Annotated in this window: 18 protein-coding genes, 4 tRNA genes and 3 rRNA genes; 7 read left to right on the plus strand and 18 right to left on the minus strand. The window is 56.1% G+C overall.

Annotated elements, in window-relative coordinates; translation table 11 throughout:
- Nucleotides 1-16: 16 nt before the first annotated feature.
- The 3 genes from BEQ56_12640 to BEQ56_12650 form a co-directional block, all read right to left on the minus strand.
- Entirely contained in the window at nt 17-457 is a 441-nt protein-coding gene (locus tag BEQ56_12640) for a hypothetical protein (protein ID AOH44245.1), read from the minus strand.
- Nucleotides 458-552: 95 nt separating this feature from the next.
- A complete protein-coding gene (locus BEQ56_12645; protein AOH44246.1) occupies nt 553-1,233 on the minus strand; it encodes a hypothetical protein in 681 nt (226 codons plus the stop codon).
- 23 nt (nt 1,234-1,256) lie between these two features.
- Nucleotides 1,257-1,700: a ribonuclease HI gene (locus BEQ56_12650; protein AOH44547.1), complete on the minus strand. Its 444-nt coding sequence runs from the start codon at nt 1,698-1,700 to the stop codon at nt 1,257-1,259.
- 226 nt (nt 1,701-1,926) lie between these two features.
- Between BEQ56_12650 and BEQ56_12655 the strand changes: the two genes are divergently transcribed.
- Nucleotides 1,927-3,990 carry a hypothetical protein gene (locus BEQ56_12655; GenBank protein AOH44247.1) on the plus strand — a complete coding sequence of 688 codons (2,064 nt, stop codon included), beginning with the start codon at nt 1,927-1,929 and terminating at the stop codon, nt 3,988-3,990.
- 115 nt (nt 3,991-4,105) lie between these two features.
- Nucleotides 4,106-5,191, plus strand: coding sequence for a hypothetical protein (locus tag BEQ56_12660; protein ID AOH44248.1), 1,086 nt, complete (start codon nt 4,106-4,108; stop codon nt 5,189-5,191).
- 71 nt (nt 5,192-5,262) lie between these two features.
- On the opposite strand, the gene BEQ56_12665 is transcribed toward BEQ56_12660, so the two are convergent.
- Nucleotides 5,263-6,399, minus strand: coding sequence for a galactokinase (locus BEQ56_12665; GenBank protein AOH44249.1), 1,137 nt, complete (start codon nt 6,397-6,399; stop codon nt 5,263-5,265).
- A gap of 160 nt (nt 6,400-6,559) precedes the next feature.
- Between BEQ56_12665 and BEQ56_12670 the strand changes: the two genes are divergently transcribed.
- The 4 genes from BEQ56_12670 (at nt 6,560) to BEQ56_12685 (ending at nt 10,420) form a co-directional block, all read left to right on the plus strand.
- The gene (locus BEQ56_12670) at nt 6,560-8,113 is read left to right on the plus strand and encodes a hypothetical protein (GenBank protein ID AOH44250.1); all 1,554 of its coding nucleotides are present in this window, start codon (nt 6,560-6,562) and stop codon (nt 8,111-8,113) included.
- A 79-nt stretch (nt 8,114-8,192) separates the two neighbouring features.
- Entirely contained in the window at nt 8,193-8,408 is a 216-nt protein-coding gene (locus BEQ56_12675; protein ID AOH44251.1) for a hypothetical protein, read from the plus strand.
- Nucleotides 8,405-8,965, plus strand: a complete 561-nt coding sequence (locus BEQ56_12680) for a hypothetical protein (GenBank protein AOH44252.1) — start codon at nt 8,405-8,407, stop codon at nt 8,963-8,965. The genes BEQ56_12675 and BEQ56_12680 overlap by 4 nt, the downstream gene beginning before the upstream one ends.
- Before the next feature lie 117 nt (nt 8,966-9,082).
- A complete protein-coding gene (locus BEQ56_12685; protein AOH44253.1) occupies nt 9,083-10,420 on the plus strand; it encodes a hypothetical protein in 1,338 nt (445 codons plus the stop codon).
- 242 nt (nt 10,421-10,662) lie between these two features.
- On the opposite strand, the gene BEQ56_12690 is transcribed toward BEQ56_12685, so the two are convergent.
- The 14 genes from BEQ56_12690 to BEQ56_12755 form a co-directional block, all read right to left on the minus strand.
- Nucleotides 10,663-10,733: transfer RNA gene (locus tag BEQ56_12690), tRNA-Cys, on the minus strand.
- Between the two features lie 18 nt (nt 10,734-10,751).
- Nucleotides 10,752-10,824: transfer RNA gene (locus BEQ56_12695), tRNA-Gly, on the minus strand.
- Nucleotides 10,825-10,889: 65 nt separating this feature from the next.
- Complete coding sequence (locus BEQ56_12700; protein AOH44254.1) at nt 10,890-11,228, minus strand: hypothetical protein; 339 nt, start codon at nt 11,226-11,228, stop codon at nt 10,890-10,892.
- 23 nt (nt 11,229-11,251) lie between these two features.
- Complete coding sequence (locus BEQ56_12705; GenBank protein AOH44255.1) at nt 11,252-12,454, minus strand: MBL fold metallo-hydrolase; 1,203 nt, start codon at nt 12,452-12,454, stop codon at nt 11,252-11,254.
- Between the two features lie 68 nt (nt 12,455-12,522).
- Nucleotides 12,523-12,891: a hypothetical protein gene (locus BEQ56_12710; protein AOH44256.1), complete on the minus strand. Its 369-nt coding sequence runs from the start codon at nt 12,889-12,891 to the stop codon at nt 12,523-12,525.
- The gene (locus tag BEQ56_12715; GenBank protein AOH44548.1) at nt 12,882-13,559 is read right to left on the minus strand and encodes a hypothetical protein; all 678 of its coding nucleotides are present in this window, start codon (nt 13,557-13,559) and stop codon (nt 12,882-12,884) included. Before BEQ56_12715 ends, BEQ56_12710 begins: the two co-directional genes overlap by 10 nt.
- 207 nt (nt 13,560-13,766) lie before the next feature.
- Complete coding sequence (locus BEQ56_12720; protein ID AOH44257.1) at nt 13,767-14,579, minus strand: MBL fold metallo-hydrolase; 813 nt, start codon at nt 14,577-14,579, stop codon at nt 13,767-13,769.
- A gap of 323 nt (nt 14,580-14,902) precedes the next feature.
- Nucleotides 14,903-15,019: ribosomal RNA gene (rrf, locus tag BEQ56_12725) — 5S ribosomal RNA — on the minus strand.
- A gap of 73 nt (nt 15,020-15,092) precedes the next feature.
- Nucleotides 15,093-18,004, minus strand: a 23S ribosomal RNA gene (locus BEQ56_12730).
- 227 nt (nt 18,005-18,231) lie between these two features.
- Nucleotides 18,232-18,304: transfer RNA gene (locus tag BEQ56_12735), tRNA-Ala, on the minus strand.
- A gap of 10 nt (nt 18,305-18,314) precedes the next feature.
- A tRNA-Ile gene (locus tag BEQ56_12740) sits at nt 18,315-18,391 on the minus strand.
- 126 nt (nt 18,392-18,517) lie between these two features.
- Nucleotides 18,518-20,012 (minus strand): 16S ribosomal RNA (locus BEQ56_12745).
- Together the 16S, 23S and 5S rRNA genes with 2 tRNA genes alongside form the textbook arrangement of a ribosomal RNA operon.
- A gap of 144 nt (nt 20,013-20,156) precedes the next feature.
- Entirely contained in the window at nt 20,157-20,372 is a 216-nt protein-coding gene (locus BEQ56_12750) for a hypothetical protein (protein AOH44258.1), read from the minus strand.
- Entirely contained in the window at nt 20,362-21,618 is a 1,257-nt protein-coding gene (locus tag BEQ56_12755) for an AAA family ATPase (GenBank protein ID AOH44259.1), read from the minus strand. The genes BEQ56_12750 and BEQ56_12755 overlap by 11 nt, the downstream gene beginning before the upstream one ends.
- A gap of 154 nt (nt 21,619-21,772) precedes the next feature.
- Between BEQ56_12755 and BEQ56_12760 the strand changes: the two genes are divergently transcribed.
- Nucleotides 21,773-23,374: a hypothetical protein gene (locus BEQ56_12760; GenBank protein ID AOH44260.1), complete on the plus strand. Its 1,602-nt coding sequence runs from the start codon at nt 21,773-21,775 to the stop codon at nt 23,372-23,374.
- The last annotated feature ends 7 nt before the right edge of the window (nt 23,375-23,381 follow it).

Here is a 23,381-nt window from a genome sequence, read left to right on the forward strand (position 1 = left end):
CTTCCTGATTTTCCACTCAATACATACTCACGGAATTCGGATTATACGGCGCCGGCGGCGGCTGGCTCGGATCGAGAACGAACTTCTCCTCCATCCGAACCGACCCGCGCAAAAAAGCGCCTTCTTCCGTCGAGAATCCGACGACGTAAACGTCGCCCCAAACCCGGCCCGTCGATCGGATTTCGAGCTTTTCCGCCGAGATATTCCCGCGGACGGTCCCCGCGACGACGACCGTATTGGCGCGAATATTGTTGCAAAATACCCTCCCGGTCTCGCCGACAACGATAATCCCCTGAACCTGAATCTCGCCTTCGAACGTTCCCTCGATCCGGATCCCGCCGCTTCCGCGCAGGTTTCCGCGCCAATTAATCCCCGCGCCTAAAATCGAAGTGACCCGGTCGCTCGACGCGGCCTGCTGCTGGTTGGTATTCTGCGCCTGCGGATTGCGCCGGAACATTCGCTCATTCCCCTCACTTCATTGATTTCAGCCCAAAAGCCGACCGCCGGACCTGACGCAAAAAAACGCTGTCCAAACGGAAAGCCCGCCCATATTCAGGCGATTTTTCGATATGTCTTCCATCCGGCGTCCCGACCCGCTCGATCGGGCCAGACCGCCCCGGCGAAAATTCGCGTTCCGTCCGGAACGTCGTCTTTCACAGTCGCGCCGTTGCCGATCCGGACGCTGCGACCAACCGTCACGCCCAAATTGATCGTCGCGCGCATTCCGACCTGCGTAAAATCGCCGATTCGGACCGCTCCGCCCAGCGCAGCGCCCGGCGACAAGTTCACACAGCGGCCCAGCCGATCGTCATGCGACAGGATCACACCCGCGTTCAGGAGCGTTCCGAAGCCGACGCGCGAATCCGAGCTGATATACGTTCCGGCAAGAACCTGAACCGCGTCGTCGATCACCGCCGAAGGCTCGATCACCGCCGAAGGATGAACCAGCGCAGGCTGGTCAAAGTCCGCCTCGATCAGGCGCTCAAAAACGGCCCAGCGCACGGAAGGGTTCCCGATTCCGCCGACCGCGTTCACGGCGCAGCGCACGCCTTGGCCGCGGAGCCGGACAAGATCGGATGACGCGCCGATAACCGGGACCCCCATGACCTCCGTCCCCAAAGCCATCTCATCGTCGATAATCCCGACGATTTCGTACCGTCCGATCGCGCGGATCAGGTCGATCACGGTCTTCGCGTGACCGCCGCCGCCGTACACGATCATTTTTTCAATCATACGACTATTTTACACGATTCCCGCTATTTCTTCGCCGCCGACCGGGACGCCGCGACCGCCAACTCGTCGCAGCGGTTATTCATCGGGTTGGACGCGTGGCCTTTGACCCAGACGAATCTGACTTCATGCCGCTGGAGAAGCGCCCAGAGCCGTTCGAGAAGGTCTGCGTTTTTCGCCGCTTCCGTTTTCGACCGTCTCCATCCGTTGGCCCGCCAGCGTTTCATCCAGCCCTGCTCGACCATGTCGACGACATACTTCGAATCCGAATACAGCGTTACAACGCAGCGCCGTTTCAACGCCTCCAGGCCAACGATAACCGCCGTCAGCTCCATCCGGTTATTCGTCGTCTCCGCCTCGCCGCCCGAAAGCTCCTTTCGGTTCGTTCCTGAAATTAAAAGTACGCCGTACCCGCCCGGGCCCGGATTCCCGGAGCAGGCGCCGTCCGTATAAATCGTAACCTCTGTCAATCCGTCCGCCACTGTTTTCCTTCCCCGCTCGTTTCAACGCAGACCTTCCGCCGCCGGGCGGGAAATCCGTCCGCGATTCGGTTAGAATTGATGGAATGAAACAAAGATATTTTCATTTAGTCCCTGACCGTCAATCCGCCGGAACGTCCCGCGCGAACCCCGCCACAAATTCTATCATTTTTCCTGAGCCGCGCGCTTCCGCCGCGGGAAAAGGACGGACGGCGCAATGAACAAACCGGACGGACAGCAACCCATTCCGCTCCTAACAGGGCTCAGCGCGATCTGGCTGACGCTCGCCGGACTGGCGTCGCGCGCGGTTCTTCTCCGCTACGCCGAATTTCTCGCGAAAGGACGGATCGTCCCCTCGTTCCTCGCGATCGGCGCCGCGCTTCTCCTCGGGACGCTCTTCGTATTTTTCCTGATCTGGGCCCCCGGACGGATCGCGCCGCTGAAAGAGAAAGCGCCGATATTGAGCCGCGGTTTTGCCGCGCTGATAACGGCTGCTCCGCTCGTCCTTTACGGCTTTCTCCCATGGAGCGAGCCGTTCGGCGCGTTCTGGATCCGCGCGTACCTTTTCGCGCTGGCGATCCTCGCCGCGACCTGGCTTTCGGATCGCGAAAAACGATTCACCGCCGCCGCGCTCGTCCGGATTTCGCTGATTTTCTCGGTTTCCGCGCTCGTCGCGGAACGGCTCCAAACGATTAATAACTATCCGTTCAGCGTCGGCTGGTCCGAAGGGAACCGCTTCTGGGATTATTCCGTCCTGTTCGGACGCCGCCTGTACGACTGGCGAAGCGACGGTCCGATTCCGGCGTATATCGACTTGGGACGGCAGGGGTTATGGGGCGCGATTTTCCTGCTTCCGAAGGTCACAATTACGATGATGCGCGCGTGGAACGCGGTCCTGTTTACCGTGCCGTACCTGCTCCTTGGCTGGGCGCTCCTCCGAAAACAGGGAAATCCGGAATCGTGGGAACGAAACGCCGCGCTCCCGCCGATCGTTTTCACGATGCTCTTCCTGAATCAGGGCCCTATCTATACGCCGCTCGTTCTCGCGATTGCGCTCACCGCCGCCGCACGAAAAACCCCGCGCTGGGTTCAGCTTCCGCTTCTCATGGCCGCCGGCGCGTTCGCCGTCCTGTCGCGCTCGACCTGGATTATCGCGCCGCCCGTCCTGGCGGCGGCGATCGATTTCGTCGAGTCCAGGAAGCCAGTCCGAACGCGCTGGCTGACGGCGTTCCTGCTCGCCGCCGCCGCGCTCCTCGGCGCGGCGCTGTACCTGAGCCATGATAACTTCCTTCCCCGTAGCGAACCGTCCGCCGCGCCCGGAGCCGCCGTTTCATCGGCGCCGCCCGGATCCGCTCCGGCGGAGACGCAGACGGAACCGAACGGCGAAGAAGCGCCGCCGATGTTCACGCGGGAATGGGTCGTATATTCGCTGACCCGCCAGCCTCTGATCCTGAGCCGGCTTTTCCCGAACGAAACGTTCGCGCCGGGAATCCTGCTCGCGTTGTTGATCGCCGTTCTCCCGCTGATCGCGCTGCTAACCGTCTGGGACCGGGAACGGCGCTGGCGGATCGATCGGTTAACGCGCGGTTTAATCGCGTTAATGCTGACTGGATTCTGCGCCGTCGGGCTGCTGATTTCGGTAAAGATCGGCGGCGGATCCAATCTGCATAACCTCGACATGTTCCTGATCGCGCTGCTCGTCGTCGCTGCGTTAGCCTGGAACGACGGCTTCGGCGGCTGGGCGCGCGGCTGCGTCCGGGGGAACCGCCCCGTTTCGCTCCTGATCGCGGCGACAATCCTGATCCCAACCGTGTCGATCGTGTTTTCGCTGACGCCGAAGCGCTATCCAGACGCCGAAACGACGCGGGACGCGCTCGAAAAAATTCAGGCAGCGATCGAAGCTGCGGACGGCGAAGACGTCCTGTTTATCGACCAGCGACAGCTGCTGACGTTCGGTTCTGTCCCCAGAACCGAGCTGATCGCGGACTATGAGAAGAAATGGATGATGGACGAGGCGATGGCGAATAACGCCGAATGGTTCGCGCCATACTATATGGACCTGAAAGCCCGGCGCTTCCGCGCGATTATCAGCGAACCGCTTCAGGTTAAATTCCAGGGCGCCGACCTGAACTTCAGTGAAGAAAACGACCTGTTCGTCCGCTACGTTTCCGTCCCGACGCTCTGCTACTATGAGCCGGCCGAAACCTTCCCGGAACAGGGCGTGCAGATCCTGATTCCCCGTGCTGAACCGATTGAAATCGACGGCTTCGCCTGCCCATAAATTTCTCGAATCGACGAAAATCCCGTATCCAATGAATTGACAGATTCGCTATTCAGAGTATACTTACTTCAAACTTCGCTTATTCAATAAGTATTCATTCTAAGAAAGGCCTCCTATGAAACACATTTATCGCAGTCTGATTTTCACGTTAATCCTTGCGCTCTGCTTCGGCGTTTTCGCCGTCGCCGCGCAGGAAATCGCCGCCGACGCCGTTACGGTCGTCGAGCAGGAAGAAGCTACGCTGACCGACGTCCTTGGCCGCGAAGTTACCTTCAATGCCCCGGCCGCTTCGGCCGTCATCGCCGGAAAGAAAACCGGGACGATCGTCGAATTACCGTTCATGTTCGAAAGCGGGCGAACGTCCGTTATTACCGGGCGCGGCGGGCAGGATAAAGGGAAATTCATGTCGCTCCTGGATATCCAGACGCCGGAGTTAGAGGACGGAAGCGTCGAAACCGTTGCCGCGATGAAGCCTGACGTCATCTTCCTGAAGAGCTATACCCGCGAAGACGCAGGCATCGCTTTCGAAGAAACCGGGATCCCGGTCATCTACCTGAGCCTTGAATCCCCGGCCGACTACGTCGTCGACGTCGCCGCCGTTGGAAAGGTTTTCGGCGAAGAGGAACGCGCCGCTGAAATTCTTGCCTATTACGCCGAGATCGAAGAACGCGTCGCGAAAATCGCCGCCGGAGTTGAGACGAAGAAAAAGGTCCTCCTGCTTCAGTTCGCGGAAGCCGACGGCGCGTACGCGCTGAAAATCGCCCCGGCGAACTGGTTCCAGACTTCCATGGTCGAGGACGCGGGCGGCGATCCGGTCTGGAAAGCCGACGCCGAGAATACGAATAAATGGATGGACGTCAACTTTGAGCAGATCGCCGCGTATGATCCCGACGTCCTGCTGATCGTCAATTACTTCGACGACCCGAAAGCCAACGTCGCCATGCTGAAGGAAGACGAGGCCTGGAAAGAGCTCCGCGCGGTTAAGGACGGCGAAATTTACCCGTTCGGAAAGGATACCCTCTCCTGGGACAGCGCCGGTCCGCGCCGCGGGCTGGGCTTGCTTTGGACCGTCAAAACGCTCTATCCGGAGCTCAGCGAGGATATCGACCTCGAAGCCGAAATGCAGAAGTTTTACAGCTGGTTCGGACTCGAGCCGGACGTGATCGAAGCCGAACTGATTTCCGCTTATCTGGCTGAGTAAAACCGATCGATTGTATAAAGAAACCCCGGGTAATTCATTTATCCCGGGGTCTTTTTATTCAGAAGCGCGCGTTAATTCAGCTCAAACGAGGTTCCTTTACAGGGCCGCGTCGCGAAAACGGTCGGCTGGATGCCCGTCCGCGCCTGATATCCGGCCGCTGCCCCCGCCATCATCTCCCCGGCAGCGTCCGCGCGGACAAGCGCAACGACGCTCCCGCCAAAGCCTCCGCCGGTCATGCGCGCCCCGTAACAGCCAAGCTGCCGCCGCGCTTCCTCGCTCATGATATCCAGCTCAGCGCAGGAAACTTCAAAATCAACGCGCAGGCTTTCATGACTTTCGTTCATCAGCAGCCCAAGACGCTCCGGCTGATTCGCCGCCATGGCTTTCGCCGCCTCCAGCGTCCGAAGATTTTCGCTTAAAACATGCCGGACGCGGCGGCGCACGACCGGATCGAGCGCCGGGGCTTCCGCCTCAAAGCGCTCCAGCGACAGATCGCGCAGCGACGCCAGCCCGAACGCCTCCGCCCCGCGGAGGCATTCCGCATGCCGATCGTTATATTCCGATCCGACAAGCGAATGCCTGACGTTTGTATTCAGGATAACGATAACGGTTTCGCCCGGGAGCGAAAACGTCTCGGTACTCAGGTCGCGGCAATCGATCAGCGTCGCTTTTCCTTCCTCCGCGATCGCGGAGATCAGCTGATCCATGATCCCGTTGTTTAATCCGATCCAGCGATTGTCGCAGGCTTTACTGACCTTCGCCATCGCGACCGGGTCCCAGTCAAACCCCGCCGCCCGCGAAAACGCGGCGCAGCTGACCAAATCAAGCGCCGCCGACGACGAAAGCCCGGAACCGATCGGAATCGTCCCCATCGAATAACCGTCAAATCCGGCTAACGGATAACCCTGTTCGCGGAGCGCCCAGGCGACGCCCTGCGGGAATTGGATCCAGGACCGTTTCTTCTTCGAAAAGTCGCGAATCGAAAACGCGTCCTTCGAATCCACGTCGCGCGAATACCAGCGGACTTCGTCGCGACCGTTTTTCCGGAGCGCCAGCCACTGATCATAAACGATCCCCATCGGGAAAACGAAACCTTCGTTATAATCCGTATGCTCGCCGATCAGGTTGACACGTCCCGGCGAACGAACGACATAATCCGGCGCAGTGCCGTAGGCTTCCCTGAAAGCTTCAATAATACGATTCAGCATGTCCGATTTCCTTTCATTCCGGCGAACCTCCTGATCATTCTTAAATTCATTTTATCATCACGCGAGGGTTCAGGCGTAAATCTACTCCTCTCCGCGATCGATTGGTACAATTGCAGGAAAATCTTGAACGAGCGAAAGCGAAAGGAGAATTAAACCGGGCATGCGCATCGCTATCGACTTTGGCAGCACGCATACGGTCGCCGCCGTAGAAGCCGCGGACGGGACGATCGCGCCGCTCCCGATTCCGCGGCTGTCGCTTCCGGGAACGTTCCTGATCCCGTCGGTTATTTCGTTCGCGAATTCAGGCACGCCGCTCGCCGGTTATCCGGTCGAGCGGGCCGGCCTGCTGACCGCGCCGGGGACGTTCCGCTGGATGAAACGGTATATCGCGCTGAACAGCCCGGTCCGCGTCCGCGCCGGCGGCGAACGCGTCACGGCGCAAGAGGCGGCGGTCCGCTTTCTTCGACAAACGCTCATCGAAATCGAGGCTGCGCTCGCGCCCGGGACCGTCTCCGAACTCATCTTCACCGCCCCAACCGACAGTTTCGACTTTTACCGCGACTGGCTGAAGCGTTCGTTCGAGGCTCCCAATCTCGCCGTCCGCGTTCTTGACGAAGCCGGCGCGGCGGCGGCGGACGCGGGGATCCGCCTTGAATCCGGGGAACCGTTTTTCGTCCTCGACGTCGGCGGAACGACGCAGCAGGCTCTCGTCGCCGCGCACGATTCAAGCGGAACGATACGCGTCAGGGGCAAAGACGGCCGGTCGACCGGCGGCGCAGATATCGATCGCTGGATCCTCGAAGAACTCTGCGGCCGGATCGGGATCCCGCTTCAGGACGCCCGCCTCCGCCCGCAGGGAGCCGCGCTGCTGCGCGGCTGCGAACGGCTGAAAATCGCGCTGAGCGAGCGGGAGACGGCGCGGTTCGAGCCGGAAGACGATCCCGGCGGGCTAACCTTCGGCGGAATGGAGCTGACGCGCGAGGAGCTGGAAACAATCCTCAGGCGCCACGATTTCCTTCTGAATCTTGAACGCATGATCCGCGACGTTCGGAACGCGGCCGCCGCGAACGGCGTCGACTCGTCCGCGCTCCGAAAACTTTTCGCGATCGGCGGCTCGGTCCGGATCCCTGCGATCCGCGCGGCGATCCGGTCTGTCTTTCCGGAATCATCGTTCGTCGAAACCGACCCGACGACGTCCGTCGCGATCGGGGCGCTTCGGGCGGCCACATCCGGGGTGACGCCGCTCCGCGATATCCTGACGCATTCCTACGCGATCCGCTACCGCGACGGACAGAGCGGCGAAGCCAAATTTGAGACAATCGTCCCGTCCGGCGCCGTTTTCCCAAGCGCGGGCGTCGTGAAAACGCTGCGGCTGAAAGCGACGCGCCCGGGCCAGCGGCTTTTCGGTCTGTCGATCTATGAACGGAGCCTGACGCCGGGCGCGACTGCGACCGACCCATATGAACTGCTGTTTGATGAGAACGGAGAAGTCCGGATCCTGAACCGGGTTCAGCCGTCCGAAGCGTTCGAATCCGTCTTCCTCAACGCGCGCGCCGCGCAATTCCTTGAAGCCGACCCGCCGGCAAGCCGCGGCGAAGCGCGGTTTTCCGTCGATTTCGCGATCGACGCAGACCGCTTCCTGATCGTCAGCGCGATCGACCTGCGTAGCGGACGCCGCGTCCTGAATCGGGAGCCGGTCGTCCGCTTATCCTGAAAATCAAATAGCGCCGAACGATCTGGTCCAACGATTCTGAGGACGAAGTCCCGAAATAATGAACAGGAGGAAAACCCGCATGACAAATCTCGAAGAAATCGAAATCACGATCGACCCTGACGGAAGAACCCGCGTTCAGGTCCGCGGCGTCCCGGGAGCGGACTGCGTCGCGCTGACCGCCGCGCTCGAAGAGAAAATCGGCGCGCTTTCCGGCGAGCGCGTCAAAACCTCCGAATTTTACGACGCGCCGCGGACGCCGCGAACGGTCCGGATCCGATCCGAACGCGGGGAATGACGTTCCGAGTCGCCGCCGTCCTCGCCGACAGCCGCGCCAACGGACCGGGGACGCGCTATACGCTCTGGCTCCAGGGCTGCGAGCGGCGCTGCGACGGCTGCGCCAACGCTGAATTTCAGTCGCGCCTTGGCGGGAAGCTCCGCGCCGTCGCCGCCGTCGCCGAAGAAATCCTCGCCGCGCCCAGGATCGACGGCGTAACGATCAGCGGAGGCGAACCCTTCGATCAGGCGGACGCGGTTTTCGAACTCATCCGCCGCGTCCGACGTCGGAACGACCGGTTAACCTTTTTTGTTTTCAGCGGTTATACCTTCGCCGAACTGGATTCGCGCTATGCAATCGGACGACGCCCCGACCAGCCCGACGCGCTCCTCTGCGGCCCGTTCCGGCGGGAAAATGCGCCGGACTACGAACGGTTCCTGCCATCAGCGAATCAGGAACTGATCTCGTTGACCGATCGCCTGAACGCGGACGATTTTCGGGACCTTCCACTTCACGAAGAGATCATCCGCGCTGACGGGACCGTGCTGCGCAGCGGGATCCTTCGCCAGGCGCGATAATCGTTCGAACGCTCGGATAATTAAATCCGATTTAGATTTGGTACAATTCAAGCGTGCGCGGAACTTTTCCGCGACGTTCGGTTGATCCGAAAAACCTACGGAACAGGATAAAAACTAATGAAACCGGGTATTCGAATTATTCTACTGATTTTCCTGCTGCTGGTCTGCGTTTCGGGGCCGCAATCCGGCGTAAACGCGGAGGAACTGAACCTCGTTAATCTTTATTTCTTTAATGGAGACGGCTGCCCGCATTGCGCCGATGAGAACGTTTTTCTTCAGGAGATGAGCGAAGCGTACGGCGACCAGCTCGTTATCCATAGTTTCGAAGTCTGGTACAACGCGGACAACGCCAAAAAATTTGAGGAGTTCGCCGCCGCTTTTGAGTTTGAACCGACCGGCGTTCCGGTCACGTTTATCGGTAATCAGCACTGGACCGGTTTCAGCTCGGCAACGCGCGAATCGATTCAGGCCGCAATCGAAGACGGGATCCAGAACGGCGTCGTCGACGCGCTTCAGATCGTCAACGGCGAAGAACCGGCGATCCCGACGATCCCGGGCGATTCCGCGACGTTGATCGACGTCCCGCTTCTCGGGAAAGTCGACCTCGCCGGAAAATCGATCTGGCTCAGCACGCTCCTGATCGGAATCGTCGACGGAGTCAATCCCTGCTCTCTGTGGGTATTGACAATCCTGTTGGCGATGATCGTCCGGACCGAATCGCGAAAAAAAACGCTGATCATCGGGTTCGTTTTTCTGACAGTTACGTCGCTGATTTACGCGCTGTTCATTACGGGCGTTTTTACGATCCTGTCCTATATCAGCTTCATGAAATGGATCCAAATCGGCGTCGCCGTCGTCACGCTCGTCATGGGGCTCATCAATTTTAAAGATTACTTCTTCTTCAAGCAGGGCGTTTCCCTGACGATCGACGAAAAACATAAACCGGGTATCTACGAGCGCATCCGCGACGTCATGAACAAGAGCGATAATTTATGGGCGATGATCGGGGCGACGGTTATCCTCGGCGTCGGTGTTTCGCTCGTCGAATTTTCCTGCACCGCCGCGTTCCCGGTCGTCTGGTCGAACCTGGTCGTCAGCGCCGGCGTATCGACGCCGACGTTTATCGCGCTGCTGGTTTTCTACATGGTTTTGTACCAGATTGACGAACTGGTAATCTTCCTGATCGCCGTTTTCACGATGCGCTCGAACCGAATGAAAGAGGAGCAGGGCCAGATCCTGAAGCTTTTCAGTGGAACGCTGATGGTCGTGCTGTCGATCGTGATGATCGTCAATCCCGCCTGGATGAACCGGCTGGGGAATACGCTCCTGACGTTCGCGATCGCGATCGCGGTAACGGGCTGTATCTACCTGACGGTGGAATGGCTGCTGCCCAAATTCGGCGTATATATCGGGCATAAAAAAGCGCCGAAGAAAAAAGGAAAGAAGAACCGTTAAAAACGGCGCGATGCATAGCTGAAACGTAACTCAACGGGACGGCATATGGATAGCCCGCGTCGCCGGAAAGCGCCAGGACCCCCGACGTCCCGCGTTCAAAGATTTGGATCGTTTCCGCTTCGGATAAAAGCTGTCTTTTCCTTCGCATCTCTCGAAACATGTTCAATCTCCAACTGGTGATCATGGGATAAATACAAAAAAAGCCGTGTCAACGGCTGAAGAATAAAAAAAAACCAGTTCAGAGGCGACGACCGGATTTGAACCGGTGATAAGGGTTTTGCAGACCCGCGCCTTACCACTTGGCCACGTCGCCGGGATGCTTATTAACCTGAGCGGGCAACGAGACTCGAACTCGTAACCTTCTCCTTGGCAAGGAGGTGTTCTGCCAATTGAACTATGCCCGCTTATTCTCTCGTCGGCACGTGTTTCCGAACCGACTTTTATAATTATATGCAGTTCCGCGGAATCGTCAAGCGCGCCGGTTCCGGACGCGGTTTTCCGTGAGCTTCTCCGCCGACGCGCTGCGCATGATTTCCAGGATCCGGTCGAAATCATCTTCCGGGGCCGCCTTATTCGCCTTCTCATGTCCGCAGCGTACGCAGCGATGCGTCAGGATCACCTCTCCCCGTTTCAGCGCCACCGCCACCGGCTCCATCAGCCCGCCGCAATCGGCGGCCCGATCCCCCGGCGACCGGTCGACATGCTTCGAGTAAAGGCAGACCGGACAATGATTCGTGTACCCGTTCCCAACGACGACCGCTCCGCAGTTTTCGCAGATAAAATCCTCCGTCTTCCGAATAAAAGTCATCGCCCGACCCGCCCTATCCGTCGTTACGCCGCCGCGCGAATTTCCGCCGCAAACTTTTCAGCGAACGCCGGGAGACGATCGAAGTCAGTCGTTTTCGGCTTGCCATAGAACTGATAATTATCGACGACGCTCCATTTTAACTCCCCGGCATACGCTTCGAATTGCTTCTTCGCCATTGAGCCCCAGCCGAACGAGCCAAAATATGCCGACGTCCGACAGAAAACCTTCTTGATTTTCATCATGTTCAAAAAGTTAACCATTTCCGGAAAGAGCGACCCCTCGTACGTCGGCGCGCAGACGACAATCCCCTGATTCTTCCAGACCGACGCTAAAATTTCGCCGATATCCGTCGTCTGCACATTAAACATCTCAACCGGCAGGCCCTTCGCCGCGATCGCCTGCTGCGTCATCTCGGCGAAGGAGGCCGTATTCCCGTACATTGTCGCATAAACGAGCGTAACCGCCTTCTCGCGCCCGCTTTCCGCGTACTGGACCCATTTTTTATACAGCTCGACGATCCGTTCCGGACGCTTCCGCCAAACGAGACCATGCGACGGAGCGACCACCTCGATCGGATACCCCGATAATTTTTCGATCGCTTTTTTCGTATTGGCGCTGAAGCCCGCGACGATATTTGAATAATATCGGAGCGTATCCTGCTCGAACTTTTCAACCTGAGAGCATTCGTCGTCAAAAACGGTCCCGGGAAGCGCGCCGTACCCGCCGAACGCGTCGCAGGGGAACAGGATCTTTTCTTCAACCAGGTACGTCGCCATCGTTTCCGGCCAATGCACAAACGGGATCGCCGCAAATTTCAGCGTGAATTCTCCCAGCCTGAGCTCCTCGCCATCCCCGACGATCTGGAAATGATCCCTGATTTCATAGAAATTCGCGATAATCTCCGCGGCCTTCTTCGTTCCGATATACGTAATATCCGGGTTCGCCTGACGCAAATACATCAGCGCGCCGGTATGATCCGGTTCAAGATGGTTCAGGACGACATAGTCGATCTCCTTCAACGGGACGAGCGACTCAATCATCTGGACATATGGCTCCGTACAGATCTCGCAGGAACAATCGATCAAAACTTTCTTTTCGTCCAGAATCACGTAACTGTTGATCGAAACCCCGCTGTCGCGGATCGACCAGAGGCCCTCGAATAACTCGGAGGTCCGATCGTTAACGCCTGCCCAATAGACGTTTGGGCGTATCATGACTGCCTTCATATGAATTTCTCCTATGCTGTCTTCCCGTGTCCGGGAAGGGTAAAGTTTTATAACGCGAATCGCTCAGCTCAGATCAATCGTCCGATTATCCAAAGGAAGAGCGAAACCAGACCCAAAATCAAACAGACCAGCGATACCGACGCCGGACGGCGATCCTTCAACAGGAGTTCGCCAGCGGCGCCAATTCCAATCAACAGCGCCGTAACGATCAGCCAGATCGCCTCGCCGAACGCGGCCGGAAAATATTGAATCAGTCCGACGCCTAAAAAAAGAAACAGGAAAAGCGTCAAGGTCAGCAGCGCTGTTATCACGATATAAGTCAGCGCCCGTTCGGCCGCGCTTCCGAGCGGGATCCGCCGCAGCGCCGCCGGACGCGCCTGATCCACCGCGATAACCAGGACCCCGCCGATCAGGATCAGCAGAATGATCAGCCCCATTGCCGCGCCGGTTCCACCCTGCCGTCGCGGAACGCGTCGCAGAGGTCCTTCAAGATACACAAGCCGCAGGCCGGCTTTCGCGCGCCGCAGGTCTCCCGGCCATGATAAATCAGGTTGACATGCGCCGCGCGATAGACGCCCGGATCAAATAAACTCGCTAAATGATCATGGGCCGCCTCAACGCTCATCTTTTCCGGACGCAGCCCCAGCCTGCCGCTGACACGGTAGATATGCGTGTCGACCGGAAACGCCGGCATTCCGAAACTGAAAGCCATCACGATCGACGCCGTCTTAAGCCCGACGCCGTTAAACCGCGTCAGCCAGCTCCGAGCCTCGATCGGCTTCATCTCGCGAAGAAACGACAGGTCCAACGTCCCACGCTCCGCGGTAATCGCCTTCAGGATCGCCTGGATCCGGGGACCTTTCTGATTCGCGAGACCCGCCGGCCGGATGCACTCTATGACGGCTCCCGCGTCCGCGTCGCGAACCGCTTCAAACGAGGGGAACCGAGCGGTCAGGTTCGCGAACGCGATATCGCGGTTCCGGTCGTTGGTATTCTGCGACAGCACGGTATTCACAAGCTCGTCCAAAGGAGGATGAATCGGGACGTCCGGATCGCCATACCTCGCGTAAAGCCGGTCGTAAATCTCCCCGGCTTTCGCGACCAGTCCCTGATCAGCGTTCGGCTCGACAATACGATCCGCTTCCAATTCCGTCTTAATCTGACATGGGCTCACGTTAGTCATCGCTCTCTGAATTATACCTGTTCCCATGCGAAAAAAGCGGCGCGCGCCGAAGATCGCTGAAAATCTTTCTTCTCGGAGAATTAATAAAGTAAATGCACCCTGAGGCGGCAGAGCTGAGAGCCTTCGGATTTATTCCTGCTCCTCAAAGCAATCGTACGGCGCTGTCTTATCGAAGGGATTCGCTTTTGAAATGACGGGGATAGTATTCACATGGGCAAAAGCTCCCTTCACGTCTTCTGTCCATCCGTTATGAGAGGTGAAAACGGCCTTCAGGTCATAACCAGCCATACGCTCCCCCAGATGCGCCAGAGACTTTTTGTTCAGATCACTGTCCTGATTAAAAATATCGAAGAAGCAGTAACCGCCGGTTTCGTTAATAGCAAGCGAATCCCCAGTAAACAGAAGCCTGTCATTTATAAGATAAGCGGTATGCCCGAGAGTATGCCCCGGAACCAGCAGCGACGTGATCTTCAGATCACCAAGCGTCACCGTTTCTCCGTCCTCAAGGAGCCGATATTCTTTTGAAATCCGCACAGGGTTTTTCAGTCCGATCGGCCCAATTTTCTTGCGATGCCATGTGTTTGTCAGATAATTTTCCTCCAGCTTTCCCAGATATATTCTGGCGTTTTTGAACGGATCCACGCACCGCGCATCAAGACCGCCGGCATGGTCGGGATCCGAATGCGTCAGAAACAGATCCGTCACATCCGCAGGATCGACGCCGATCCTGCGGCATTTCTCCCCCAGCCGCGGGTAGTTTTTATATCCCGCGTCGATGGCGACAAGATGCCGATCTCCCTGAATAAAGAAGATGTTGACGTCATATTCGCGGACACAACGGACCCCAAAGCCAAGCTCCCCTGTGGCCGCAGGGTGCAGCGCGCCTTTTCCGCGGTACATTTTCGGCACGACATTCATCGCGAAATAATCTATAATACTCATATTTGCCTCCTTCTACCTTACTGAAAGTAAAAAACCTGCCGCATATTTTAACAACGTATATGGAAGTAATATCGGACATCTTTTCATAATATTAATTTTCTGATTTTATCGCCGACCTTCCATTTCTCGCAAGATCTTTTGTCGACCTTTTCACAGAGAATCCAACGCTTAGTTAGTGAATCCTAACAATCTTATATACCATAGCTTCTGCATATTTGCAAGAATAATCATTATCTGAATTGTGGTTAGTTTGGTTATGCGGACAAGCAAATTGGCAAATTAACTGCTTCGCACCTGGGACGCCGTTAAAACAAAAAAGAAGACGTTGGCGATTTCCTACTCTCCCAGGAGGTCGCCCTCCAAGTACCATCGGCGTTGACGCGCTTGACTTCCGGGTTCGGGATGTGTCCGGGTATTCCCACGTCGCTTTCGTCACCAACATCTTCTCAATCGTTTACAGTATGTAGCTCTTCCTTACAGAAGCCCCGAAAAGACCCCTGTTCCTTCCATCACGTCTAAGCCTTCGATCATTAGTATTGGTTTGCTCAAGCCATCGCTGACCTTTCACATCCAACCTATCCAGCACGTCGTCTCCGTGCGATCTTATACATTTCTGTCCAGAGAACTCATCTTGAAGCGAGTTTCCCACTTAGATGCTTTCAGCGGTTATCTCTGCCAGACGTGGCTACTCAGCGCTGCAATTGGCATTACAACTGACACACCAGAGGTCTGTCCACCCCGGTCCTCTCGTACTAGGGGCAGCTCTTCTCAATTCTCTTTCGCCCACAGCGGATAGAGACCGACCTGTCTCACGACGGTCTGAACCCAGCTCGCGTACCGCTTTAACCGGCGAACAGCCGGACCCTTGGGACCTTGTTCAGCCCCAGGATGCGATGAGCCGACATCGAGGTGCCGAGCGAAGTCGTCGATATGAACTCTTGGACTTCACCAGCCTGTTATCCCCGGGGTAGCTTTTATCCGGTAAGCCACGGCCATTCCACTCTGTACCGTGGGATCACTAAGCCCTACTTTCGTATCTGGTCGACGCGTTGGTCTCTCAGTTAAGCTCCCTTTTGCCTTTACACTCTCTGACAGGTTTCCATTCTGTCTGAGGGAACCTTTGGGCGCCTCCGTTACCCTTTTGGAGGCGACCGCCCCAGTCAAACTGCCCGCCTGACACGGTCCCATACCCGGTTTCACGGTCTATGGTTAGAACCCAAATATGATCAGGGTGGTATTTCACCGCCGACTCCAGGAACGCTGGCGCGCTCCCTTCTCTGTCTCCCACCTATCCTACACAAACCATACCTAAATCCAATGCCAGGTTACAGTAAAGCTCCACGGGGTCTTTTTGTCCTGCTGCGGGTAGGCCGCATCTTCACAGCCATTTCAATTTCACCGGGTCTATCGTTGAGACAGTGCTCCAGTTGTTACGCCGTTCGTGCGGGTCGGAACTTACCCGACAAGGAATTTCGCTACCTTAGGACCGTTATAGTTACGGCCGCCGTTCACCGGGGCTTCAGTTCTAAGCTTCGAATTTCTTCTTACCTTTCCCCTTAACCTTCCGGCACTGGGCAGGCGTCAGCCCCTATACTTCGTCTTTCGACTTCGCAGAGACCTGTGGTTTTGTTAACCAGTCACTAGAGCCCTTTCACTGCGACTCGTCAGCCTCTCAGCCTCCGAGCACCCCTTCTCCCTAAGTTACGGGGCTTTTTTGCCTAGTTCCTTAACGATAGTTCTCCCGTTCGTCTTAGTATTCTCTACTCATCCACCAGTGTCGGTTTCCGGTACGGGCGGCTTAGCTTCTTCGCTTAGATGCTTTTCTTGACGACAGGGTCCGCCTCAGTTACGGCTTTCGCCTCCTGACTTCCCTCACCTCAACCCGTGCTTTTTACTCCGGATCTCTTCGGCTGACGTTCATCCACCGGAATCCACTAACCGGCTGGACTCCCCCATCGTTTTCACCTTCGCTCCACTCTGCCGGTGCTGAATTATTAATCAGCTGTCCATCGACTACGCCTTCCGGCCTCGCCTTAGGTCCCGACTAACCCGACGCAGATTGACTTGACGTCGGAAACCTTGGATTTTCAACGAACATGGTTCTCACATGTTTCTCGCTACTCATGCCTGCATTCTCACTTCCGATCGCTCCACGGCTCCTTCCGGTACCGCTTCCCCGCTCTCGGAACGCTCCCCTACTGATCTGTCTTTCAACAAATCCCATGGCTTCGGTTATATGCTTAGCCCCGTTACATTTTCCGCGCACAACCACTTGACCAGTGAGCTTTTACGCACTCTTTAAAGGATTGCTGCTTCTGAGCGAACCTCCTGGTTGTCTCTGTAGCTCCACATCGTTTCCCACTTAGCATATAATTCGGGACCTTAGCCGATGATCTGGGCTGTTTCCCTCTCGACTACGAATCTCATCACCCGCAGTCCGACTGCATGGTTCCCCTTATGGCATTCGCAGTTTGTTTGAGTTCGGTAAGACCTTGTCCCCCTTACTCAGCCAGTGCTCTACCTCCATAAGTTTTCCCCCACACGCTAGTCCTAAAACTATTTCGGGGAGAACAAGCTATCTCTGAATTCGTTTGGCATATCGCCCCTAACCACACGTCATCCCTCAATTTTGCAGCATTGAAAGGTTCGGACCTCCACGAGGGCTTAATCTCGCTTCATCCTGCACATGGTTAGCTCATCCAGTTTCGTGTCTATTCAACGCGACTCCTTCGCCCTCTTCAGACTCGCTTTCGCTTCGGCTCCAGGTTCCTCTCCCTTAACCTCGCCACGTCAAATAACTCGCAGGCTCATTCTCCAAGAGGCACGCCGTCACCCTCGCTTTCGCATCGGGCTCCGACTGCTTGTAAGCTCACGGTTTCAGGTTCTCTTTCACTCCCCTGTTCGGGGTACTTTTCACCTTTCCCTCACGGTACTTGTCCTCTATCGGTCGCTGAATGTATTTAGCCTTGGAAAGTGGTCTTCCCAGCTTCATGCCGTATTAGCGTGCACGGCACTACTCAGGTGTCAGCTCGTGTCTCCGCAGTTTCGCTTACGGGGGTCTCACCCTCTCTGCCGGACTTTCCCACGCCCTTCTGCTTCTGCTTCGCTTTTTTCACTTCTCGCTGATCCTACTACCCCGCTATGCATCCCTGCATATCGGTTTGGGCTCTTCCCCTTTCGCTCGCCACTACTCAGGGAATCCTCTCTTTTCCTCCGGTTACTTAGATGTTTCAGTTCACCGGGTTCCCCTCGACATACTATATATTCATATGTCGATGACTGAGGTTCGCTCAGCCGGATTTCTCCATTCGGACATCCGGGGATCGGCGCTCGTTCACAGCTCCCCCCGGCTTTTCGCAGTGTCCCACGTCCTTCTTCGGCATTCAACGCCAAGGCATCCCCCGTGAGCTCTTAGTAGCTTTTACGTGATGCAAGGAGCAGGGCTCTTTTCCCTTCCCCTTACTTTCTTCGTTCTCGGTTTTTTTACCTTGACTTTTTTTCTTGGTTACTTTTGTTAAATCTTTCAGATTTCTCTTCTGTTTGATTTAGCCTACATACTGTATTCGATTGTCAATGTGCCCGTCTTCCTCTTTGAAAGACTTTTACTAATCGAATCCACAGATTCGCTCAGTAAAACTCCCTCAAATCCCTGTGGAGATGGGGGGACTCGAACCCCCCGCTTCTGCCTTGCAAAGGCAGCGCTCTCCCGGCTGAGCTACATCCCCCTCCTCGTCCTTGTGGGCCATTCAGGACTCGAACCTGAGACCTCGCCCTTATCAGAGGCGCGCTCTAACCAGCTGAGCTAATAGCCCTCCTTTGACAATTCAGAACCAGCAGAAATACCCCACCAGTCCCCCGTTCGAGACCTGATTCTGCTCCCGCTTCCTCAGGGTTTCTTTCGATCGTCTTCAGCCCTTGGACCTCCGACTCTCTCCATTTAGAAAGGAGGTGATCCAGGGCCACTTTCCAGTAGCCCTACCTTGTTACGACTTCGTCCCAGTTATCAACCCCACCTTTGACGGCTCCCTCCTCTCGGTCAGGATACCGGCTTCAGGTGTTGCCAACTCCCATGACGTGACGGGCGGTGTGTACAAGGCCCGGGAACGTATTCACCGTAGTATCGCTGACCTACGGTTACTAGCAACTCCATCTTCATGCAGGCGAGTTGCAGCCTGCAATCTGAACTACGACCGGCTTTTCAGGATTGGCTCCGCCTCGCGGCTTCGCTACCCTCTGTACCGGCCATTGTAGCGTGTGTGTAGCCCGGGATATAAAGGCCATGCTGACTTGACGTCATCCCCACCTTCCTCCGGCTTTCTACCGGCGGTCTCGCGTGACACTTGTAACACGCGACAAGGGTTGCGCTCGTTAGCGGACTTAACCGAACATCTCACGACACGAGCTGACGACAGCCATGCAGCACCTGTTCAGGCTCCCCCGTAAGGGTCATCCGGCTTTCGCCTTCTTACTACCTGTATGTCAAACCCCGGTAAGGTTCTTCGTGTATCATCGAATTAAACCACACGCTCCGCTGCTTGTGCGGGCCCCCGTCAATTCCTTTGAGTTTTAATCTTGCGACCGTACTCCCCAGGCGGTAGACTTATCGCGTTCGCTTCGACACTCTCAGCTTTTACCCCGAAAACGTCCAGTCTACATCGTTTACAGCCAGGACTACCGGGGTCTCTAATCCCGTTTGCTACCCTGGCTTTCGCGTCTCAGTGTCAGTTAAGTCCCAGTAAGCCGCTTTCGCCTCTGATGTTCTTCCGGATATCTACGCATTTCACCACTACTCCCGGAGTTCCGCTTACCTCTAACTCACTCTAGCTCTACAGTCACGTACGACCTCCCCCGGTTAAGCCGGGGGCTTTCACATCCGTCTTGTTTTGCCTCCTACACGCTCTTTACGCCCAGTAAATCCGGATAACGCTCGTCTCCTACGTTTTACCGCGGCTGCTGGCACGTAGTTAGCCGAGACTTATTCCCGTGGTACTGTCCTTCCTCTTCCCACGTAAAAGAACTTTACGACCCGAAGGCCTTCTTCGTTCACGCGGCGTTGCTGCTTCAGGCTTTCGCCCATTTAGCAATATTCCCTACTGCTGCCACCCGTAGGTGTATGGACCGTGTTTCAGTTCCATTGTGGGGGATCACCCTCTCAGGTCCCCTACCCGTCTTCGCCTTGGTGAGCCGTTACCTCTCCAACTAGCTGATGGGCCGCAGGCCCCTCCCAAAGCAGATTCCTCTTTTACTATCGGCTCTCTGACTCCCGATAGCTTATGCGGTTTTGTCGCTCGTTTCCAAGCGGTATTCCCCTCTTTGGGGCAGGTCACCAACGTGTTACTCACCCGTTCGCCACTGGTACATCGCTGCACCCGTTCGACTTGCATGTATTAGGCACGCCGCCAGCGTTCATCCTGAGCCAGGATCAAACTCTCCGCTGATCTTCTTACGGCCTCTCGGCCGCCTTTTCCTTCTCTGCTCTCTCGGAATTTATCTGGTTTCTTCTGTATTTCTGCTGCTTCTCAATTGTCAAAGTGCTTCCTTACTTCGCCCTTCCTTCCGTCCGAGCGCAAGTAAGTATTATACGGGCTTTTCTTTTCCTGTCAAGCCCCATCGCTTTTTTCGTGACTTCACCAGCTCCGCCGCCTGACTGCCCGTATTCCTTTTTTCAATGTCCGCGCTCTTTCCCTCTGCGCAACAGTCCCCTATTATACGCTCTACCTTCTCCCTGTCAACCTGCTCCCTCTTTTTCCGTGACGCTTGTGCCTGCTGATTTCCTCGTTCCTCATAGTTCAAGACTGTTCTCATTCAGCAGAAAATCATACACACTCATCGTCACGATTCCCCGCTCGTCGCGCTGCGGACGGATAACGTCTTTCACGATGACGATTTTCTTAAAATCGTCATTCGCGCTGATCAGCGGCATTTTCTCCTGCAAAACCTTTTCTCTGTCTGGAAGGCTGTACGCGGATTGCAGGTAATAACGTTTACTCCCAAGGTTCGCAAGAAAGTCGATTTCAAGCTGCCTCCGATCAGTTTTTCCGTCGTCGCCGCGGAAGCTCCTCTGCACGACCCCAACGTCGACCTGATAACCGCGGATTCGCAGCTCATTATAAATAACGTTCTCCATCAGATGCGTCTCTTCAGTCTGACGAAATCCAAGACGCGCGTTCCGAAGCCCGATATCCTCAAAATAATATTTCAGCGGCGTGCCAATATAGCGGCGTCCCTTAACGTCGTAACGATGCGCCTCCTCCACAATATACGCGTCTCTCAGATAAGAGAGGTATTTATGAATCGTATTAATACTGATATCTGAATGAAGGACGCTCTTGAACGTCGCCTGAATCTTCGACGGATTCGTCAGCGACCCCACCCCGGACGCCAGAACGTTGATCAGGTCGTTCATTTCATGAATCTTTTCGATATGATACCTGTCAAGAATATCTCTTAAATAGGTCTCTTCGAATAAACTTGTCAGGTAACCGATCTTCTGCGCCTCGGTTCGCATGCCCGATACCATCGGCAGCCCGCCATATAAGACGTAATCAGCCCAGCCATGATAGACGTCGCCCGTATAAACGCTCATGAACTCGCGAAAACTGAGCGGAAAAAGATGGACCTCGTCTCCGCGACCGCGGAATTCCGTTATAACGTCCTTTGATAAAAATCTGGAATTACTTCCCGTTACGTACACGTCGACAGTCGGAATATGCAGCAATGAATTCAACACATCCTCAAATTCGGGCAGCAGCTGAACTTCATCCAGAAAAATATAAGTCCATTGGCCATCGTTGAGAAGAAGCGAACGAATATGAGCCAGAATCGCGTCAGGGTCCCGAAGAGGGGCGTTCTCCCGAAGATCCAGCGCAACCTGAAGAATATGCGACGGATCAACGCCAATCCCGAAAAGATAATCTCTGAAAATTTTTAATATCAGATAAGACTTTCCGCAGCGGCGAATTCCGGTAACCACCTTGATCATGCCATTATGCATCCGGTCAATCAGTCTTTGCAAATACAGGTCGCGTTTAATCTCCATCCTTCTCATCCTCTCAATGAAAAATCGCTGTAAAACTACGCCCATTTTTCATTATACAGCAAGCCGGGAAAAAGTAAGGAACGAACGCCCGTCCCGCCGCATACTTTCAGGCTATACTTATCCAGAAATTACGTCTACTATCAACGGAGCGCCCATGAACCGACAACAAATTCGCCCGCAGCTCGAAACCCTGACCCGTTCCCTGCCGGTCCTGATCCTCGCCGCCGCCTGTATTCTGACGATCCATGAAATTCAACCGCTCCTGGCCCGGATTTCCGCCGGCTTCGGCCTGCCGCCGCGGGCCGCGGAAATCCTGTACGCCGCCGTCTTCCTGATTTCCGTGATTTTTCCGGCTGCGCTGAAACGGGAGTTCCCGGCGTTAAACCGGGCGGCCGTTCTCGCGGCGGCCGGCGTCATCCTCCTGATCCTTTTCGATATTTCCGCGAAAACGGTCCTGCGCCGCGACGATTACTGGGAAATCTATGAAGCGCGTCACCGCGGCTTTTTCGACTACCTGCTGTTCATCTTCCTGACGAATTCAGGGCGGTATTCGGCCTTCCTGATCAAGTCGCTGTACGCTGTCCTTCCGCCGCTCCTCTGGATCCGGATCACGATTTTCCTTTGCGGACTGCTGCTGTTGGGCTGCTGTTTCCGAATCGCGAAACGCCTCGCGGCGGGGCGGACGAACGCTTTTTTCCTTTCGATCGTCCTTCTTTCAGGTATATACCTGATCCAGACGAAAATCTGGGAATCGTTTTTCTGGGGCGGCGGCGGGCAGATTTACGCCTGGGGGATTGCCTGCGCCTTGGCGGCATGGATTTTTCTCGGCGACGCGCTGGAAAAACCGACCCGGACAAACCTGACGGCAGCGCTCCTCCTCGCTTTTCTCTCCTCAGGATTCGCCCAGCTCATCAACCTGGCGATGCTGATGCTTTCCGGAGCTTTGGCGCTGCGCATCCGGATCGATAAAAAGGCTTACACGCCCCGGCAGGGAAAAACAGCGCTCGCTTTTTTCTGCGTCCTGATCCTTTCTACGGCGATCGCCTTCGCCATGCCTGGAAATTACGTTAACGCCTCCCAATTCTTCGACGACGGCCAGACCAGCGCCGTCTTCGAATCCGCCGCAGAGACGATCGGGAATGCGATTCTTGCTTCGTTTACCGGACTCATCCCGCATCTCCGGTCGCAGCGCCGGATCCTGCTCCTGCTCGCCGCGATCTGCTTCCTGACGGGAATTCGAATCTCCGAGGAGGCGGACGCTCCAAAACCGAACCTTGGGAAATCCGCTGCGATCGCTTTGGCGTTATGGATTTCCGCTTTTTTCTGCCTGATCATCAACGGAGTTCTCGGTTATTATTCATCGCGCGTTTTCTCCGTTCCGCTGACAATGATCTGGATCGGGACGGCATATTTTTCGTTGACCGCCGGCGCGATGTTCGCGGTGCGCCTGGTCTCCCATACGAACGCCCGCGGGACAATCCTGACCGGGCTCCTGATCGTCGGCTGCCTCTGGCTCAGCTTTTACGTTTCGATCCGGCCGGAGATGAATCGAATTTACCGGACCTGGACCGAACGCGACCGAAGGCTGACCGAAATCGCCGCGACTGGGGAATTCGACGAAAAAGAAGATTTTATGACCTGCGCGGTTGAGATCAACGGAGCCGGCGTTCCGGATATTCCGTACGGATCGTACGGCTGGATTATCGGCCGCTACTACGGTCTCCCGCCGCTGACCGCCGAGACGAATTGCCCGTAACCGATCC

The organism is Anaerolineaceae bacterium oral taxon 439 (assembly GCA_001717545.1).
In the GTDB taxonomy this organism is placed as follows: Bacteria; Chloroflexota; Anaerolineae; order Anaerolineales; family Anaerolineaceae; genus Flexilinea.

What these genes read in the sequence shown, in the direction of transcription:
- BEQ56_12685 (AOH44253.1), top strand. Translation starts at nt 9,083, where the DNA reads ATGAAACCGGGTATTCGAATTATTCTACTGATTTTCCTGCTGCTGGTC.
- BEQ56_12670 (AOH44250.1), top strand. Translation starts at nt 6,560, where the DNA reads ATGCGCATCGCTATCGACTTTGGCAGCACGCATACGGTCGCCGCCGTA.
- BEQ56_12645 (AOH44246.1), bottom strand. Translation starts at nt 1,233, where the DNA reads ATGATTGAAAAAATGATCGTGTACGGCGGCGGCGGTCACGCGAAGACC.
- BEQ56_12640 (AOH44245.1), bottom strand. Translation starts at nt 457, where the DNA reads ATGTTCCGGCGCAATCCGCAGGCGCAGAATACCAACCAGCAGCAGGCC.
- BEQ56_12705 (AOH44255.1), bottom strand. Translation starts at nt 12,454, where the DNA reads ATGAAGGCAGTCATGATACGCCCAAACGTCTATTGGGCAGGCGTTAAC.
- BEQ56_12655 (AOH44247.1), top strand. Translation starts at nt 1,927, where the DNA reads ATGAACAAACCGGACGGACAGCAACCCATTCCGCTCCTAACAGGGCTC.
- BEQ56_12755 (AOH44259.1), bottom strand. Translation starts at nt 21,618, where the DNA reads ATGGAGATTAAACGCGACCTGTATTTGCAAAGACTGATTGACCGGATG.
- BEQ56_12675 (AOH44251.1), top strand. Translation starts at nt 8,193, where the DNA reads ATGACAAATCTCGAAGAAATCGAAATCACGATCGACCCTGACGGAAGA.
- BEQ56_12720 (AOH44257.1), bottom strand. Translation starts at nt 14,579, where the DNA reads ATGAGTATTATAGATTATTTCGCGATGAATGTCGTGCCGAAAATGTAC.
- BEQ56_12680 (AOH44252.1), top strand. Translation starts at nt 8,405, where the DNA reads ATGACGTTCCGAGTCGCCGCCGTCCTCGCCGACAGCCGCGCCAACGGA.
- BEQ56_12760 (AOH44260.1), top strand. Translation starts at nt 21,773, where the DNA reads ATGAACCGACAACAAATTCGCCCGCAGCTCGAAACCCTGACCCGTTCC.
- BEQ56_12660 (AOH44248.1), top strand. Translation starts at nt 4,106, where the DNA reads ATGAAACACATTTATCGCAGTCTGATTTTCACGTTAATCCTTGCGCTC.
- BEQ56_12700 (AOH44254.1), bottom strand. Translation starts at nt 11,228, where the DNA reads ATGACTTTTATTCGGAAGACGGAGGATTTTATCTGCGAAAACTGCGGA.
- BEQ56_12710 (AOH44256.1), bottom strand. Translation starts at nt 12,891, where the DNA reads ATGGGGCTGATCATTCTGCTGATCCTGATCGGCGGGGTCCTGGTTATC.
- BEQ56_12665 (AOH44249.1), bottom strand. Translation starts at nt 6,399, where the DNA reads ATGCTGAATCGTATTATTGAAGCTTTCAGGGAAGCCTACGGCACTGCG.